The organism is Shigella sp. FJ200513, from assembly GCF_040495915.1.
In the GTDB taxonomy this organism is placed as follows: domain Bacteria; phylum Pseudomonadota; class Gammaproteobacteria; order Enterobacterales; family Enterobacteriaceae; genus ECMA0423.
In genome coordinates this window covers 1-15,047 of record NZ_JBDYCV010000010.1, presented here as the reverse complement: position 1 = coordinate 15,047, position 15,047 = coordinate 1, and the positions used below count along the sequence as shown (strand labels likewise).

17 protein-coding genes are annotated in these 15,047 nt (G+C 51.7%); 8 read left to right on the top strand and 9 right to left on the bottom strand.

The window, feature by feature from the left end; translation table 11 throughout:
* Window positions 1-12: 12 nt before the first annotated feature.
* The 4 genes from accA (at window position 13) to tilS (ending at window position 5,021) form a co-directional block, all read left to right on the top strand.
* On the top strand, window positions 13-972 hold the full coding sequence (accA, locus tag ABZJ92_RS03840) for an acetyl-CoA carboxylase carboxyl transferase subunit alpha (protein ID WP_000055741.1): 960 nt from the start codon (window positions 13-15) through the stop codon (window positions 970-972).
* A 98-nt stretch (window positions 973-1,070) separates the two neighbouring features.
* Window positions 1,071-3,212 carry a lysine decarboxylase LdcC gene (gene ldcC / locus ABZJ92_RS03835; RefSeq protein ID WP_001020991.1) on the top strand — a complete coding sequence of 714 codons (2,142 nt, stop codon included), beginning with the start codon at window positions 1,071-1,073 and terminating at the stop codon, window positions 3,210-3,212.
* Window positions 3,213-3,268: 56 nt separating this feature from the next.
* Window positions 3,269-3,658: a VOC family protein gene (locus ABZJ92_RS03830; protein WP_000901098.1), complete on the top strand. Its 390-nt coding sequence runs from the start codon at window positions 3,269-3,271 to the stop codon at window positions 3,656-3,658.
* Window positions 3,659-3,722: 64 nt separating this feature from the next.
* Window positions 3,723-5,021, top strand: a complete 1,299-nt coding sequence (gene tilS, locus ABZJ92_RS03825) for a tRNA lysidine(34) synthetase TilS (protein WP_000176576.1) — start codon at window positions 3,723-3,725, stop codon at window positions 5,019-5,021.
* A 48-nt stretch (window positions 5,022-5,069) separates the two neighbouring features.
* Here the strand turns inward: tilS and rof are convergent, their stop codons facing one another.
* Together rof and ABZJ92_RS03815 are read right to left on the bottom strand one after the other, a co-directional pair.
* On the bottom strand, window positions 5,070-5,330 hold the full coding sequence (gene rof, locus ABZJ92_RS03820; RefSeq protein WP_000062312.1) for a Rho-binding antiterminator: 261 nt from the start codon (window positions 5,328-5,330) through the stop codon (window positions 5,070-5,072).
* Complete coding sequence (locus ABZJ92_RS03815; protein ID WP_000417058.1) at window positions 5,317-5,517, bottom strand: YaeP family protein; 201 nt, start codon at window positions 5,515-5,517, stop codon at window positions 5,317-5,319. The genes rof and ABZJ92_RS03815 overlap by 14 nt, the downstream gene beginning before the upstream one ends.
* A 165-nt stretch (window positions 5,518-5,682) precedes the next feature.
* On the opposite strand from ABZJ92_RS03815, the gene ABZJ92_RS03810 reads away from it, so the two are divergent.
* The 3 genes from ABZJ92_RS03810 to nlpE are packed head-to-tail and all read left to right on the top strand — an operon-like array spanning window position 5,683 to window position 7,371.
* Window positions 5,683-6,228, top strand: coding sequence for a YaeQ family protein (locus ABZJ92_RS03810; RefSeq protein ID WP_001185290.1), 546 nt, complete (start codon window positions 5,683-5,685; stop codon window positions 6,226-6,228).
* On the top strand, window positions 6,225-6,647 hold the full coding sequence (gene arfB / locus ABZJ92_RS03805) for an alternative ribosome rescue aminoacyl-tRNA hydrolase ArfB (RefSeq protein WP_000635538.1): 423 nt from the start codon (window positions 6,225-6,227) through the stop codon (window positions 6,645-6,647). Before ABZJ92_RS03810 ends, arfB begins: the two co-directional genes overlap by 4 nt.
* Before the next feature lie 13 nt (window positions 6,648-6,660).
* Window positions 6,661-7,371, top strand: a complete 711-nt coding sequence (nlpE, locus tag ABZJ92_RS03800; RefSeq protein ID WP_000239155.1) for an envelope stress response activation lipoprotein NlpE — start codon at window positions 6,661-6,663, stop codon at window positions 7,369-7,371.
* A 154-nt stretch (window positions 7,372-7,525) separates the two neighbouring features.
* On the opposite strand, the gene ABZJ92_RS03795 is transcribed toward nlpE, so the two are convergent.
* From ABZJ92_RS03795 to metN, 7 genes are all read right to left on the bottom strand, one after another.
* Window positions 7,526-8,350, bottom strand: a complete 825-nt coding sequence (locus ABZJ92_RS03795) for a YaeF family permuted papain-like enzyme (RefSeq protein WP_005053355.1) — start codon at window positions 8,348-8,350, stop codon at window positions 7,526-7,528.
* A gap of 52 nt (window positions 8,351-8,402) precedes the next feature.
* Window positions 8,403-10,121 (bottom strand): proline--tRNA ligase, encoded by a 1,719-nt coding sequence (gene proS / locus ABZJ92_RS03790; protein ID WP_001260712.1) that lies wholly within the window; start codon window positions 10,119-10,121, stop codon window positions 8,403-8,405.
* A gap of 110 nt (window positions 10,122-10,231) precedes the next feature.
* On the bottom strand, window positions 10,232-10,939 hold the full coding sequence (tsaA, locus tag ABZJ92_RS03785; RefSeq protein ID WP_000094030.1) for a tRNA (N6-threonylcarbamoyladenosine(37)-N6)-methyltransferase TrmO: 708 nt from the start codon (window positions 10,937-10,939) through the stop codon (window positions 10,232-10,234).
* Window positions 10,936-11,340: an Rcs stress response system protein RcsF gene (rcsF, locus tag ABZJ92_RS03780; protein WP_001202325.1), complete on the bottom strand. Its 405-nt coding sequence runs from the start codon at window positions 11,338-11,340 to the stop codon at window positions 10,936-10,938. Before rcsF ends, tsaA begins: the two co-directional genes overlap by 4 nt.
* Window positions 11,341-11,457: 117 nt before the next feature.
* A complete protein-coding gene (gene metQ / locus ABZJ92_RS03775) occupies window positions 11,458-12,273 on the bottom strand; it encodes a methionine ABC transporter substrate-binding lipoprotein MetQ (RefSeq protein ID WP_000874224.1) in 816 nt (271 codons plus the stop codon).
* Window positions 12,274-12,312: 39 nt separating this feature from the next.
* The gene (locus ABZJ92_RS03770) at window positions 12,313-12,966 is read right to left on the bottom strand and encodes a methionine ABC transporter permease MetI (RefSeq protein ID WP_001294596.1); all 654 of its coding nucleotides are present in this window, start codon (window positions 12,964-12,966) and stop codon (window positions 12,313-12,315) included.
* The gene (metN, locus tag ABZJ92_RS03765) at window positions 12,959-13,990 is read right to left on the bottom strand and encodes a methionine ABC transporter ATP-binding protein MetN (RefSeq protein ID WP_000593997.1); all 1,032 of its coding nucleotides are present in this window, start codon (window positions 13,988-13,990) and stop codon (window positions 12,959-12,961) included. The genes ABZJ92_RS03770 and metN overlap by 8 nt, the downstream gene beginning before the upstream one ends.
* Before the next feature lie 187 nt (window positions 13,991-14,177).
* On the opposite strand from metN, the gene gmhB reads away from it, so the two are divergent.
* Window positions 14,178-14,753, top strand: coding sequence for a D-glycero-beta-D-manno-heptose 1,7-bisphosphate 7-phosphatase (gene gmhB / locus ABZJ92_RS03760; protein WP_001140187.1), 576 nt, complete (start codon window positions 14,178-14,180; stop codon window positions 14,751-14,753).
* The last annotated feature ends 294 nt before the right edge of the window (window positions 14,754-15,047 follow it).

Below are 15,047 nucleotides of genomic sequence, written 5' to 3'. Positions count from 1 at the left end.
TACAGGAATACTATGAGTCTGAATTTCCTTGATTTTGAACAGCCGATTGCAGAGCTGGAAGCGAAAATCGATTCTCTGACTGCGGTTAGCCGTCAGGATGAGAAACTGGATATTAACATCGATGAAGAAGTGCATCGTCTGCGTGAAAAAAGCGTAGAACTGACGCGTAAAATCTTCGCCGATCTCGGTGCATGGCAGATTGCGCAACTGGCACGCCATCCGCAGCGTCCTTATACCCTGGATTACGTTCGCCTGGCATTTGATGAATTTGACGAACTGGCTGGCGACCGTGCGTATGCAGACGATAAAGCTATCGTCGGTGGTATCGCCCGTCTCGATGGTCGTCCGGTGATGATCATTGGTCATCAAAAAGGTCGTGAAACCAAAGAAAAAATTCGCCGTAACTTTGGTATGCCAGCGCCAGAAGGTTACCGCAAAGCACTGCGTCTGATGCAAATGGCTGAACGCTTTAAGATGCCTATCATCACCTTTATCGACACCCCGGGGGCTTATCCTGGCGTGGGCGCAGAAGAGCGTGGTCAGTCTGAAGCCATTGCACGCAACCTGCGTGAAATGTCTCGCCTTGGCGTACCGGTAGTTTGTACGGTTATCGGTGAAGGTGGTTCTGGCGGTGCGCTGGCGATTGGCGTGGGCGATAAAGTGAATATGCTGCAATACAGCACCTATTCCGTTATCTCGCCGGAAGGTTGTGCGTCCATTCTGTGGAAGAGCGCCGACAAAGCGCCGCTGGCGGCTGAAGCGATGGGTATCATCGCTCCGCGTCTGAAAGAGCTGAAACTGATCGACTCCATCATCCCGGAACCGCTGGGCGGCGCTCACCGTAACCCGGAAGCGATGGCGGCATCGTTGAAAGCGCAACTGCTGGCGGATCTGGCCGATCTCGATGTGTTAAGCACTGAAGATTTAAAAAATCGTCGTTATCAGCGCCTGATGAGCTACGGTTACGCGTAATTCGCAAAAGTTCTGAAAAAGGGTCACTTCGGTGGCCCTTTTTTATCGCCACGGTTTGAGCAGGCTATGATTAAGGAAGGATTTTCCAGGAGGAACACATGAACATCATTGCCATTATGGGACCGCATGGCGTCTTTTATAAAGATGAGCCCATCAAAGAACTGGAGTCGGCGCTGGTGGCGCAAGGCTTTCAGATTATCTGGCCACAAAACAGCGTTGATTTGCTGAAATTTATCGAACATAACCCTCGAATTTGCGGCGTGATTTTTGACTGGGATGAGTACAGTCTCGATTTATGCAGCGATATCAATCAACTTAATGAATATCTCCCGCTTTATGCCTTCATCAACACCCACTCGACGATGGATGTCAGCGTGCAGGATATGCGGATGGCGCTCTGGTTTTTTGAATATGCGCTGGGGCAGGCGGAAGATATCGCCATTCGTATGCGTCAGTACACCAACGAATATCTTGATAACATTACGCCGCCGTTCACGAAAGCCTTGTTTACCTACGTCAAAGAGCGGAAGTACACCTTTTGTACGCCGGGGCATATGGGCGGCACCGCATATCAAAAAAGCCCGGTTGGCTGTCTGTTTTATGATTTTTTCGGCGGGAATACCCTTAAGGCTGATGTCTCTATTTCGGTCACCGAGCTTGGTTCGTTGCTTGACCACACCGGGCCACACCTGGAAGCGGAAGAGTACATCGCGCGGACTTTTGGCGCGGAACAGAGTTATATCGTTACCAACGGAATATCGACGTCGAACAAAATTGTGGGTATGTACGCCGCGCCATCCGGCAGTACGCTGTTGATCGACCGCAACTGCCATAAATCACTGGCGCATCTGTTGATGATGAACGATGTAGTGCCAGTCTGGCTGAAACCGACGCGTAATGCGTTGGGGATTCTGGGGGGGATCCCGCGCCGTGAATTTACTCGCGACAGCATCGAAGAGAAAGTCGCTGCCACTACGCAAGCACAATGGCCGGTTCATGCGGTGATCACCAACTCCACCTATGATGGTTTGCTCTACAACACCGACTGGATCAAACAGACGCTGGATGTCCCGTCGATCCACTTCGATTCCGCCTGGGTGCCGTATACTCATTTTCATCCAATCTACCAGGGTAAAAGTGGTATGAGCGGCGAGCGTGTTGCGGGAAAAGTTTTCTTCGAAACGCAATCGACCCACAAAATGCTGGCGGCGTTATCGCAGGCTTCACTGATCCACATTAAAGGCGAGTATGACGAAGAGGCGTTTAACGAAGCCTTTATGATGCATACCACCACCTCGCCCAGTTATCCCATTGTTGCTTCGGTTAAGACGGCGGCGGCGATGCTGCGTGGTAATCCGGGCAAACGGCTGATTAACCGTTCGGTGGAGCGGGCGCTGCATTTTCGCAAAGAGGTCCAGCGGCTGCGGGAAGAGTCTGACGGTTGGTTTTTCGATATCTGGCAACCGCCGCAGGTGGATGAAGCCGAATGCAGGCCCGTTGCGCCTGGCGAACAATGGCACGGCTTTAACGATGCGGATGCCGATCATATGTTTCTCGATCCGGTTAAAGTCACTATTTTGACACCGGGGATGGACGAACAGGGCAATATGAGTGAGGAGGGGATCCCGGCGGCGCTGGTAGCAAAATTCCTCGACGAACGTGGGATCGTAGTAGAGAAAACCGGCCCTTATAACCTGCTGTTTCTCTTTAGTATTGGCATCGATAAAACCAAAGCAATGGGATTATTGCGTGGGTTGACGGAATTTAAGCGCTCTTACGATCTCAACCTGCGGATCAAAAATATGCTGCCCGATCTCTATGCTGAAGATCCCGATTTCTACCGCAATATGCGTATTCAGGATCTGGCGCAAGGGATCCATAAGCTGATTCGTAAACACGATCTTTCCGGTTTGATGTTGCGGGCATTCGATACTTTGCCGGAAATGATCATGACGCCACATCAGGCATGGCAGAGACAGATTAAAGGTGAAGTAGAAACCATTGCGCTGGAACAACTGGTCGGTAGAGTATCGGCAAATATGATCCTGCCTTATCCACCGGGCGTACCGCTGTTGATGCCAGGAGAAATGCTGACCAAAGAGAGCCGCACGGTACTCGATTTTCTACTGATGCTTTGTTCCGTAGGGCAACATTACCCCGGTTTTGAAACGGATATTCACGGCGCGAAACAGGACGAAGACGGCGTTTACCGCGTACGAGTCCTAAAAATGGCGGGATAACTTGCCAGAGCGGCTTCCGGGCGAGTAACGTGCTGTTAACAAATAAAGGAGACGTTATGCTGGGTTTAAAACAGGTTCACCATATTGCGATTATTGCGACGGATTATGCGGTGAGCAAAGCTTTCTACTGCGATATTCTTGGTTTCACGCTGCAAAGCGAAGTCTATCGCGAAGCGCGCGACTCGTGGAAAGGGGATTTGGCGCTTAATGGGCAATATGTGATTGAGCTTTTCTCTTTTCCGTTCCCGCCGGAGCGCCCCAGCCGACCGGAAGCTTGCGGCCTGCGTCATCTGGCTTTTAGCGTTGATGACATCGATGCGGCAGTGGCGCACCTTGAAAGCCATAACGTGAAGTGTGAAGCCATCCGTGTCGATCCATACACGCAAAAACGCTTCACCTTCTTTAACGATCCGGACGGGCTGCCGTTGGAACTGTATGAGCAGTAAGGCTTGTCATCGCCGCATTTGCCCGGTAACGTGCCGGGCATTGCTACTGTAAAATCGCACCATCATGACACTCACGCTCAATAGACAACTTCTCACCTCACGCCAGATTCTGGTGGCCTTTAGCGGCGGGCTTGACTCCACCGTTCTGCTGCATCAGTTGGTGCAGTGGCGGACGGAAAATCCGGGCGTCACTCTGCGCGCTATTCATGTGCATCACGGTTTAAGTGCCAATGCCGATGCCTGGGTTACGCATTGCGAAAACGTCTGCCAACAGTGGCAGGTGCCGCTGGTGGTCGAACGCGTACAACTTGCGCAAGAGGGGCTGGGGATTGAGGCCCAGGCGCGGCAGGCACGTTATCAGGCATTTGCCCGTACCCTATTGCCCGGCGAAGTGCTGGTCACCGCGCAACATCTCGACGATCAATGTGAAACCTTTCTGCTGGCGCTAAAACGCGGTAGCGGCCCTGCCGGGCTTTCGGCTATGGCGGAAGTTTCGGAGTTTGCTGGAACACGGCTTATCCGCCCGTTGCTTGCCCGCACGCGGGGGGAACTGGAGCAGTGGGCATTGGCGCATGGTTTACGCTGGATTGAAGACGAAAGTAATCAGGACGACTCATACGATCGTAACTTTCTGCGCCTGCGCGTAGTGCCGTTATTGCAGCAGCGTTGGCCGCATTTTGCGGAAGCAACGGCCCGCAGCGCCACACTTTGTGCTGAACAAGAGAGTCTGTTGGATGAACTGCTGGCGGATGATTTAGCACACTGCCAAACGTCGCAGGGGACGCTGCAGATTGCGCCAATGCTGGCGATGAGTGATGCCCGTCGCGCGGCGATTATTCGCCGCTGGCTGGCAGGGCAGAATGCACCGATGCCTTCCCGCGACGCGCTGGTGCGCATCTGGCAGGAAGTGGCGCTGGCGCGGGAAGATGCTTCCCCCTGTTTACGTTTGGGCGCCTTTGAAATCCGCCGCTATCAGTCGCAACTGTGGTGGATTAAATCCGTCACCGGGCAAAGCGAAACCATTGTGCTGTGGCAGACGTGGCTACAACCGCTGGAATTACCGGCGGGGCTGGGAACCGTACAGCTTACTGCGGGAGGCGATATTCGCCCTCCGCGTGCAGACGAAGCGGTCAGCGTGCGTTTCAAAGCGCCAGGATTGCTGCATATTGTCGGGCGCAACGGCGGACGTAAGCTGAAGAAAATCTGGCAAGAGTTAGGCGTGCCGCCGTGGCTACGTGACACCACGCCACTGCTGTTTTATGGAGAAACGCTGATTGCGGCGGCAGGGGTATTTGTGACGCAAGAAGGTGTGGCTGAAGGTGAGAATGGCGTAAGTTTTGTCTGGCAGAAAACGCTTAGTTAAGTGAAAGCCGGATAAGACGCATCAAACGTCGCATCCGGCGAAAGTCAATCAGGATTCGCTTACCACCACCGTACCGATTTCAGGGTGGCTAAAGCTGGTAATTTTATCCAGACGCAGCTCGCGGGTTTCGCCAGCGGCCTCGACGACCAGATACTCCACATTTTTGCGGGAGACTAAATCACTGGCTTTTGCCTGCAATTTTTCGCCATCTTTCAGCTCAAGTGTCAGCATTAAATGATGCTGGCAGGCGAGCTCAAGATTATCGTAATCATCACAATTAATTGGTTGATACGTATCATTCATTGACATAATCGCTCACCAGTAAGTTTGCCGCAGCGTATGCTGCTTTTTCCCTGACAGCCTCAGAAAGGGCGTCGTCGGCAGCCATTTCATTCAGCACTTTCAAAACGCAGCCCAGCGCGTCCGGAACGTATCCTAAGTCTCCGCTGGCGATTTCCGCGTACCGCTTGCGTATTAACTCACAATATTTTTCCACATGCCCTCCTGTCAGCACTCTGACTTAACCGTGGATGCAAGTCTAAGCCTACGAAGATAAACTCTGTTTCGCAAGGTGACTATACCACACTCATTTCTGCAATATCAGCGCCGCAACTGCACGTATTCCGTTACAATGGCCTCCTGATTCGAAAGGAGTTTTCTTATGGCGCTTAAAGCGACAATTTATAAAGCGACGGTTAATGTGGCCGATCTCGACCGCAACCAGTTTCTCGATGCCTCTCTGACGCTGGCGCGCCACCCTTCAGAAACCCAGGAGCGTATGATGCTGCGCTTGCTGGCGTGGCTGAAATATGCTGATGAACGTCTGCAATTTACCCGTGGTTTGTGTGCCGATGATGAGCCGGAAGCGTGGCTGCGTAACGATCACCTGGGCATTGATTTGTGGATTGAGCTGGGGCTGCCGGATGAGCGACGAATTAAGAAAGCCTGCACCCAGGCCGCAGAAGTGGCGCTGTTTACCTATAATAGTCGGGCGGCGCAAATCTGGTGGCAGCAAAATCAGAGCAAATGTGTGCAGTTTGCCAATCTTTCCGTCTGGTATCTGGACGATGAACAACTGGCGAAAGTAAGCGCCTTTGCCGATCGTACCATGACGCTGCAGGCAACGATTCAGGATGGTGTTATCTGGTTATCGGATGATAAGAATAATCTGGAAGTTAACTTAACCGCCTGGCAACAACCTTCATGATTGTGATTTCCCGACATGTTGCTATTCCCGATGGTGAGCTTGAGATCACCGCCATTCGTGCGCAGGGCGCTGGCGGGCAGCATGTTAATAAGACCTCAACGGCTATTCATCTGCGTTTTGACATTCGGGCGTCCAGCCTGCCAGAGTATTACAAAGAGCGTCTGCTCGCCGCCAGCCATCATTTGATCAGCAGTGATGGCGTGATTGTCATTAAGGCACAGGAATACCGCAGTCAGGAACTGAACCGCGAAGCCGCTCTGGCCCGGCTGGTGGCAGTGATTAAAGATTTAACAAAAGAACAAAAAGCCCGACGACCCACGCGGCCCACCCGTGCATCGAAAGAGCGCAGGCTGGCATCGAAAGCACAAAAATCAAGCGTGAAGGCGATGCGCGGCAAAGTACGCAGCGGTCGGGAATAAAAAGAAGGAATGGATGGTGAAAAAAGCGATAGTGACAGCGATGGCTGTAATCAGCCTCTTTACTCTGATGGGATGTAATAATCGGGCCGAAGTCGATACGCTTTCTCCGGCGCAGGCTGCCGAACTGAAACCGATGCCGCAAAGTTGGCGCGGCGTGCTACCGTGTGCCGATTGCGAAGGAATCGAAATCTCTCTGTTCCTCGAAAAAGACGGAACATGGGTGATGAATGAGCGTTATCTCGGTGCTCGTGAAGAACCTTCCTCCTTCGCTTCCTACGGTACATGGGCGCGAACCGCTGACAAGCTGGTATTAACCGACAGCAAAGGTGAAAAGTCATATTATCGGGCGAAAGGCGATGCGCTGGAGATGCTCGATCGTGAAGGCAATCCAATTGAATCGCAGTTCAACTATACGCTGGAACCGGCACAATCCAGTTTACCTATGACGCCGATGACCCTGCGAGGCATGTATTTTTATATGGCTGATGCGGCGACCTTCACTGATTGCGCGACCGGAAAACGTTTCATGGTAGCGAATAACGCAGAGCTGGAGCGTAGCTACCTGGCTGCGCGCGGTCACAGTGAAAAACCGGTGTTACTGTCAGTAGAAGGTCACTTTACGCTTGAGGCTAATCCGGATACTGGTGCGCCAACCAAAGTATTAGCGCCCGATACGGCGGGTAAATTTTACCCGAATAAGGATTGCAGTAGTTTGGGGCAGTAAACCTGCTTAAGGCAGAAACAAACGCAAAATTGCCTGATGCGCTGCGCTTATCAGGCCTACAGCATATAATGCAACATTTTGAATTAGCACGATTTTGTAGGCCGGATAAGGCGTTTACGCCGCATCCGGCATTTTGTGCACGAGGCTGGCTTTATCACTGAGTCAGCCCAACAAAGCGACCCGCCTTGATATAAATCCCAGGCTTCAGGTGCCCAACATACTGTAACTGCGTTTCTGGCTTAAACGCAGAGACATCACCAATACGCATATGCATCAGATCGGCAGGGCTAATCCAGCCCGATTGCGCCAGTGTAAGTGGATGCCCGGATTTGGCAAATGCATCAGTGACAAATTCCGAACAAAACCACGACTTTTTGTCTCCTTCGCACACACTGCTTAACTGCGCTTTCGCCAGGTCGCTGACGCACTGTTGGCGAAAATCCTCGGAGAACGGATTCAGTGAGCACATCTGGCGAGTCACCATAAAGGGAATAAATTCGACAATGCCGCGATAGTTATAACCGCTATCTTTGATTTTATTGGCAAACGCGGTGATATCTGTGGCTTGTTGCGGGGTAAGATCCGGGACTCGTAAGACGAAAAGCTTATCACTATGCTTCATCGCTTTTTTAAGGGAAACAATCTGGACGCCAGCGCCTGTCGCTTCTGCAACGTTATTATCACCCAGAAAGATTGCAACGTGACTCACAGAGGAAGTGCTGAAGACGCGGATTCCAAATGAGGTTACCCCAAGGCTTGAGGAGAACAGCAAATCGCCGGGTTTGAGATCAGGTGCCGTTATTTCTTTTATTGATTGTTCGGTGAAAGAGCTTTGATGCTGGAATTTGACAGCCCATGTTTTTGCCTCGGCATCTACTGCTGTGGCTGATGGGTCTGGCTGGCTGATATCAACGGTACAAGCCGAAAGTAAAAGAAAGCTGGGGAGAAGCAGGCGGCAGTACGCCTTTGGTTTATCCATTTTATACAATCCATGTAAAAAAGGGCCCTGAAATTCAGGACCCTTTCTGGCATCAGCCTTTAATCTGTTTCACCAGATATTCGACGATGTCACCAGTCTTAATTAACTGTTTCTCGCCGTTGCGACGATATTTATATTCGATATCGTCGTTGTCGAGGTTACGGTCGCCCAGCACAATAGTGTGCGGAATACCGATCAGTTCCATATCAGCAAACATCACGCCCGGACGCTCTTTGCGGTCATCCAGCAGCACTTCGATACCTTGTGCACGCAGTTCGCTGTACAGTTTCTCAGCAAGCTCTTGTACGCGGAAGGATTTGTGCATGTTCATCGGCAGAATCGCCACCTGGAACGGCGCGATAGCGTCAGGCCATACGATGCCGCGTTCGTCGTAGTTCTGCTCAATCGCCGCAGCTACCACACGCGTTACCCCGATACCGTAGCAACCCATCGTCAGGATTTGGTTACGGCCATCTTCACCCTGTACGGAGGCTTTCAGTGCTTCGGAGTACTTGGTACCCAGCTGGAAGATGTGACCAACTTCGATACCACGTTTGATCAGCAGCGTACCCTGGCCATCCGGGCTTGGATCGCCAGCCACCACGTTACGGATATCTGCAACTTCCGGGGTAGCGACATCGCGATCCCAGTTGATACCGAAGTAGTGTTTACCATCGATGTTAGCACCAGCAGCGAAATCACTCATCGCCGCAACGGTACGGTCAATCACCACCGGAATCGGCATGTTTACCGGACCCAGTGAACCCGGACCGGCTTTAACCACAGCACGAATTTCTTCTTCGGTCGCGAAAGTCAGCGGGCTTGCAACCTGCGGCAGTTTTTCTGCTTTAACTTCGTTCAGCTCGTGATCACCGCGCACCAGCAGCGCAACCAGCGGGAAGCTACTGCCTTCAACCGCTTTAACCAGCAGAGTCTTAACCGTTTTCTCAATCGGCAGATTGAACTGTTCAACCAGTTCCGCGATGGTTTTCGCGTTCGGCGTATCAACCAGCGTCATTTCCTGGGTAGCAGCAGCGCGCGGTTCTTTCGGCGCGATAGCTTCTGCCAGTTCAATGTTCGCTGCATAGTCAGAGGTGTCGGAGAAGACCACATCGTCTTCACCGCTCTGCGCCAGCACCTGGAATTCGTGAGAGGCGCTGCCGCCGATAGAACCGGTGTCGGCCTGTACGGCGCGGAAATCCAGCCCCATGCGGCTGAAGATTTTGCTGTAGGCCGCATACATTGCATCGTAGGTTTCCTGCAGGGATTCCTGAGAAGTATGGAAAGAGTAAGCATCTTTCATCAGGAATTCGCGGGAACGCATGACGCCGAAACGCGGACGCACTTCGTCGCGGAACTTGGTCTGGATCTGATAGAAGTTCAGCGGCAGCTGTTTGTAAGAGCTAAGCTCGTTACGAATCAGGTCAGTGATAACTTCTTCATGAGTTGGGCCGAGTACGAACGGACGCTCGCCACGGTCAACAAAACGCAGCAGTTCCGGACCGTACTGTTCCCAACGACCACTCTCTTGCCACAAATCGGCTGGCTGAACCACCGGCATCGACACCTCGATCGCACCGGCGTTGTTCATCTCTTCACGCACGATGTTTTCGACTTTTTTCAGAACGCGCACGCCGGTCGGCAGCCAGGTATATAACCCGGAGGCCAGCTTGCGGATCATCCCGGCGCGCAGCATCAGCTGATGGCTGATCACCTCGGCGTCGGCAGGTGTCTCCTTGAGAGTGGAGAGCAGGTATTGGCTAGTACGCATGTTGTTACGGTTCCAGTTGGAAGGTAGAACAGGCTCAAGGCGAGCCTGGGACAAAAAAAGTGATTTAGTTTACCAGTGCAAAAGAAATGTCAAAAGAGAAGGGCGTGAATTTAACGCGGTTCCAGCGCAAAGACTTCAAAACCTGCGTCGGTGACGCGCCAGCGAACGTTAAAATCATGTAGCCAGACGGCATAGGTTTTGCCCGTTTCCTCACCTTTACGATAGGCCGGGCGCGGGTCCTGCGCCAGTACTTCGCGGATAAACAGCGTTAACTGCGGATAACGCTTCTCCAGCGTCAAAAGCTGCTTTTCGACCTCTGCGGTAAAACTCACCGCCATCTCTGCAGCTGGCGCACTTTGCGCATAGCTGGCACTGGCATCGGGAAGCGATTCGGCAAAGGGGAGATACGGTTTGATATCCACTACCGGCGTACCATCGACCAGATCCAGACTGCCGAGCTTCAGAATCACGCTGCCTTTATGGCAAACAACCTCTTTCAGCTCTACCAGCGACATGCCAATTGGGTTAGGGCGGAAAGTAGAGCGTGTTGCGAAAACCCCCATTCTGGCGTTACCGCCGAGGCGCGGTGGACGCACAGTCGGACGCCAGCCGCCTTCCATCGTTTGATGAAAGACGAAAAGGATCCATAAATGGCTGAATGCTTCCAGGCCGCGAACGGCGTCGGCCTGGTTGTAGGAAGCTATGAGATGCAGTTCGCCGTTGGCGCTTTTTACCAGACCTGGCTGGCGCGGAACGGCGAATTTTTCTTTATAGGGCGAGCGAATAACGCCTATTTGCTCGAACTGGAAACTGCTCATTTCGCCGTAATGTTAAGCGCAGAGCCGATACATACAGCCTGACGATAGCAGCCCGGCGTACCGCTGGTGACTTCGCAGCTATGCAGTAATACAGCATTGGCTTTCATTTTAGAGGCATTGATTTGCATCTGCTTACGTGCGGTTGGAATGCTCGGCGGAGAGTCCTGATTAGAGGCCTGGCAAGAGTCGCCACTGACTTCACCGAGATCGCGGAACGGTTTGCCGACTAATTCTTCTGCATTGGTATAAATTCGGACCGGCGTGGCGCGCGGCGCTTTCGGTTTTGCAGGCTCCGCTTTCGGCTGGGGTGCAGTGCTTTGAACGGGTTCGACAGGGGATCTGCTTAACATGGAACAGCCGCTTAGCATGAGTGCTACTAAACAGATCGGTAAAGCACGCATAGTATTTCCTCAATGTATGATCAAAACGTCAATATTGAATCAGGAGCTTGTAAAAATGACAAGACGGGCAAGCGCCCGTCCTGAATGATATTACAAATTGTGGAAACAGCCTAAAAATTACCAGCCTTTAACAGCGCCGCCGTTAAACACTTTGTTTGCTGCTTCGTAAACTTCATCAGACTGATAAGCCTGGACGAATTTCTTCACGTTCTCGGCGTCTTTGTTATCTTCACGCGTTACGATCAGGTTTACGTATGGGGAGTCTTTATCTTCGACAAAGATACCGTCTTTCGCCGGAGTCAGGCCAATCTGGCTGGCATAGGTGGTATTGATAACTGCCAGAGCGATTTGCGCGTCGTCCAGAGAACGCGGCAGTTGCGGTGCTTCCAGTTCAACAATTTTCAGATTTTTTGGGTTCTCAACAACATCAAGAACGGTCGGCAGCAGGCCAACGCCATCTTTCAGTTTGATCAAGCCCACTTTTTGCAGCAGCAGCAGTGAACGACCAAGATTAGTTGGATCGTTTGGCACGGCAACCTGCGAACCATCCTGCAGTTCATCCAGTGATTTGATTTTCTTGGAGTAACCAGCAATCGGATAAACAAAAGTGTTGCCTACTGCGACCAGTTTGTAGCCACGATCTTTCAGTTGCTGATCAAGGTACGGTTTATGCTGGAAGGCGTTGGCGTCGATATCGCCTTTGCTCAATGCTTCGTTTGGCAGAACATAGTCGTTGAAGGTTACCAGCTCAACGTCCAGGCCATATTTGTCTTTCGCAACTTTCTGCGCGACTTCTGCTACCTGCTGTTCGGCACCAACAATCACGCCGACTTTAATGTGGTTTGGATCTTTTTCATCCTGACCGCAGCCTACCAGTGCCAGTGATCCAATCAGGGCTCCCACTGCCGCAAAGGTTTTGAATTTGAACGCCATACCTTATTCCTTCTTCAATTATTTATGTTGTGTTGAACGTTACTTGCGAGTGACAGCCCGGACGATGCGGTCGCCTGCAAACTGAATTAAATAAACCAGAATGACCAGCAATACCAGTACCGTATTCATCACCGTCGCGTTGTAGCCGATGTAGCCATACTGATAGCCAATCTGACCTAAACCACCGGCACCGACTGCACCACCCATCGCGGAATAACCGACCAGGGTAATCAGGGTGATAGTTGCCGCATTCACCAGACCCGGCAACGCTTCCGGTAACAGCACTTTACAGACGATCTGCATTGGCGTGGCACCCATTGCGCGGGAAGCTTCAATTAACCCGGTTGGGATCTCCAGCAGAGCGTTCTCGACCATACGGGCAATAAACGGTGCTGCACCAACGGTTAACGGAACAATTGCTGCCTGCAAACCAATCGATGTACCGACAATAACGCGGGTAAACGGAATCATCCATACCAGCAAGATAATGAACGGGATGGAACGGAAAATGTTCACAATCGCAGAAACGGTACGATACAGCTTCGCGTTAGCAATAATTTGCCCCGGACGCGTGACATAAAGCAGAACGCCAACCGGCAGACCAATCACAAACCCAAAAAATCCGGATACGAAGGTCATTGCCAGCGTTTCCCATACGCCACGAACCAGCAGCCACATCATCGGCTCAGACATAACCCAGTACCTCTACTTTTACATGGTGTTCCTGCAGCCAGGCAATGGCGGCTTGCGTATCTTGTTGTGTGCCGTGCATTTCAGTCAGCATGATGCCGAATTTAACGCCACCGGCGTAGTCCATCTGCGCGCTAATAATGTTGTTGTTGACGTTGAAACGACGCGCGGTTTCAGAAAGCAGTGGGGCATCGACCGATTGACCGGTAAACTCCAGACGCAGCATCGGCACGCAGTCAGTAAATGGCTCCGTTTGCAGACGTTCCTGGTAATCTTCCGGGATATCCAGATGCAGGGTCGACTGAATAAACTTCTGCGCCAGCGGCGTTTTCGGATGCGAGAACACTTCACTTACCGTGTCCTGCTCGATCAGTTCGCCATTGCTGATGACCGCCACGCAATCACAAATACGCTTCACAACGTCCATTTCGTGGGTGATCAACAGAATCGTCAAACCCAGACGGCGGTTAATGTCTTTCAGCAGTTCGAGAATAGAACGTGTCGTTGCCGGGTCCAGCGCGCTGGTGGCTTCATCACACAGCAATACTTTGGGATTGCTGGCTAATGCACGGGCAATCGCCACACGTTGTTTCTGCCCACCGGAAAGATTCGACGGGTAGCTATCATGCTTATCGCCAAGACCAACCAATGACAGCAATTCCGTCACGCGACGTTTGATCTCGTCTTTCGGTGTGTTGTCCAGCTCCAGCGGCAGAGCCACGTTGCCAAAAACAGTACGCGAAGAGAGCAGGTTAAAATGCTGGAAAATCATACCAATCTGGCGGCGAGCTTTGGTCAACTCGGATTCTGACAGCGTGGTCAATTCCTGGCCATCGACCAGCACGCTACCCTCGGTTGGGCGCTCCAGCAAGTTTACACAACGTATAAGCGTACTCTTACCCGCGCCTGAGGCACCGATAACGCCATAAATTTGTCCAGCTGGCACATGCAGGCTGACGTTGTTCAACGCCTGGATGGTGCGGGTGCCCTGGTGGAACACTTTGGTGATATTCGAAAGTTTTATCATTGATTATTTATTATCGTCATTAAGTTAGTCGTAGCATCTCGAATGCCTGAAACGGGCAACGCCGTCAATGAAATGGATGTTAAGGCATCCAGACGTCTAAATCAATCAGGTTTATGCGAAGAGCACTTTCTTGCAGGTCGAAACATGCGATACTAGCGTCCCATGCCTTATTAAGGAGCTATAAAAGGTGGCGAAGAGCGTACCCGCAATTTTTCTTGACCGTGATGGCACCATTAATGTCGATCACGGCTATGTCCATGAGATCGACAACTTTGAATTTATCGACGGTGTTATTGACGCCATGCGCGAGCTAAAAAAAATGGGCTTTGCGCTGGTGGTAGTAACCAACCAGTCTGGCATTGCTCGCGGTAAATTTACCGAAGCACAGTTTGAAACGCTGACCGAGTGGATGGACTGGTCGCTGGCGGACCGAGATGTCGATCTGGATGGTATCTATTATTGCCCGCATCATCCGCAGGGGAGTGTTGAAGAGTTTCGCCAGGTCTGCGATTGCCGCAAACCACATCCGGGGATGCTTTTGTCAGCACGCGATTATTTGCATATTGATATGGCCGCTTCTTATATGGTGGGCGATAAATTAGAAGATATGCAGGCAGCGGTTGCGGCGAACGTGGGAACAAAAGTGCTGGTGCGTACGGGTAAACCTATTACACCTGAAGCAGAAAACGCGGCAGATTGGGTGTTAAATAGCCTGGCAGACCTGCCGCAAGCGATAAAAAAGCAGCAAAAACCGGCGCAATGATTAAAAGATGAACGGTTGAAATAAAAATGCATTTTTCCGCTTGTCTTCCTGAGCCGACTCCCTATAATGCGCCTCCATCGACACGGCGGATGTGAATCACTTCACACAAACAGCCGGTTCGGTTGAAGAGAAAAAATCCTGAAATTCAGGGTTGACTCTGAAATAGGAAAGTGTGATATACGCCACCTCGCGACAGTGAGCTGAAAGCTGCGTCGCAACTGCTCTTTAACAATTTATCAGACAATCTGTGTGGGCACTCGAAGATACGGATTCTTAACGTCGCAAGACGATAAA

Bases quoted from the DNA above. Each gene is read 5' to 3' on its own strand.
- ABZJ92_RS03795 (WP_005053355.1), bottom strand. From the start codon at position 8,350: ATGGATAAACCAAAGGCGTACTGCCGCCTGCTTCTCCCCAGCTTTCTT.
- ABZJ92_RS03810 (WP_001185290.1), top strand. From the start codon at position 5,683: ATGGCGCTTAAAGCGACAATTTATAAAGCGACGGTTAATGTGGCCGAT.
- nlpE (WP_000239155.1), top strand. From the start codon at position 6,661: ATGGTGAAAAAAGCGATAGTGACAGCGATGGCTGTAATCAGCCTCTTT.
- rof (WP_000062312.1), bottom strand. From the start codon at position 5,330: ATGTCAATGAATGATACGTATCAACCAATTAATTGTGATGATTACGAT.
- accA (WP_000055741.1), top strand. From the start codon at position 13: ATGAGTCTGAATTTCCTTGATTTTGAACAGCCGATTGCAGAGCTGGAA.
- tsaA (WP_000094030.1), bottom strand. From the start codon at position 10,939: ATGAGCAGTTTCCAGTTCGAGCAAATAGGCGTTATTCGCTCGCCCTAT.
- metQ (WP_000874224.1), bottom strand. From the start codon at position 12,273: ATGGCGTTCAAATTCAAAACCTTTGCGGCAGTGGGAGCCCTGATTGGA.
- rcsF (WP_001202325.1), bottom strand. From the start codon at position 11,340: ATGCGTGCTTTACCGATCTGTTTAGTAGCACTCATGCTAAGCGGCTGT.
- ABZJ92_RS03770 (WP_001294596.1), bottom strand. From the start codon at position 12,966: ATGTCTGAGCCGATGATGTGGCTGCTGGTTCGTGGCGTATGGGAAACG.
- tilS (WP_000176576.1), top strand. From the start codon at position 3,723: ATGACACTCACGCTCAATAGACAACTTCTCACCTCACGCCAGATTCTG.
- proS (WP_001260712.1), bottom strand. From the start codon at position 10,121: ATGCGTACTAGCCAATACCTGCTCTCCACTCTCAAGGAGACACCTGCC.
- ldcC (WP_001020991.1), top strand. From the start codon at position 1,071: ATGAACATCATTGCCATTATGGGACCGCATGGCGTCTTTTATAAAGAT.
- ABZJ92_RS03830 (WP_000901098.1), top strand. From the start codon at position 3,269: ATGCTGGGTTTAAAACAGGTTCACCATATTGCGATTATTGCGACGGAT.
- metN (WP_000593997.1), bottom strand. From the start codon at position 13,990: ATGATAAAACTTTCGAATATCACCAAAGTGTTCCACCAGGGCACCCGC.
- arfB (WP_000635538.1), top strand. From the start codon at position 6,225: ATGATTGTGATTTCCCGACATGTTGCTATTCCCGATGGTGAGCTTGAG.